We start from the raw sequence: 517 nt of genomic DNA on the forward strand, positions 1-517 counted from the left end.
CGGGTGGCGCGGGTTGAGCTCCAGCACCGGCTGGCCCCCCATTCCCGCTCCCATGCCGCCACCGGCCCCGCGGCCGGCCCGGCGCAGCAGGCGCTGCATCTGCAGGTCGGGCCCGAAGGCCGGGGCCGAGAGCAGCACCGCGCTGTCGACCAGGCGCTGGCTCGCCTTCACGTCGGAGACGTCGTCCTTGAGCGCCTCCTTCAGCTTCGGCAGCAGGTCGGCGAGGTCGGCCGGAGCGTCGCCCTCCGCGACCTCGGGCTCGAAGGCCGAGAGGTCGTCGCTGCCCTGCGTGATGCTGCGGATCGGCTTGCCGTCGTGGCTGTCGTAGCGCTCGGGCCAGAACGCGTCGACATGGTCGGAGAGCAGCAGCACCTCGATCCCGCGGGCGGAGAAGCCCTCGATCTGGGCCGAGCGCTTGAGCGCATCGACGTCGTCGCCGACCAGGATGTAGATCGCCTCCTGGTTCGGCTTCATCCGCGACACGTAGTCGGCCAGCGACACCCAGCCCTCGGTCGTG

Annotated in this window: 1 pseudogene; it reads right to left on the reverse strand. The window is 71.8% G+C overall.

Features of this window, described 5'->3' with window-relative positions:
- Nucleotides 1-517 (reverse strand): annotated as a pseudogene (locus QR78_RS31095) (molecular chaperone HtpG); the annotation flags it as partial.

It is taken from the genome of Methylobacterium indicum (assembly GCF_001043895.1).
Taxonomy (GTDB): Bacteria; Pseudomonadota; Alphaproteobacteria; order Rhizobiales; family Beijerinckiaceae; genus Methylobacterium; species Methylobacterium indicum.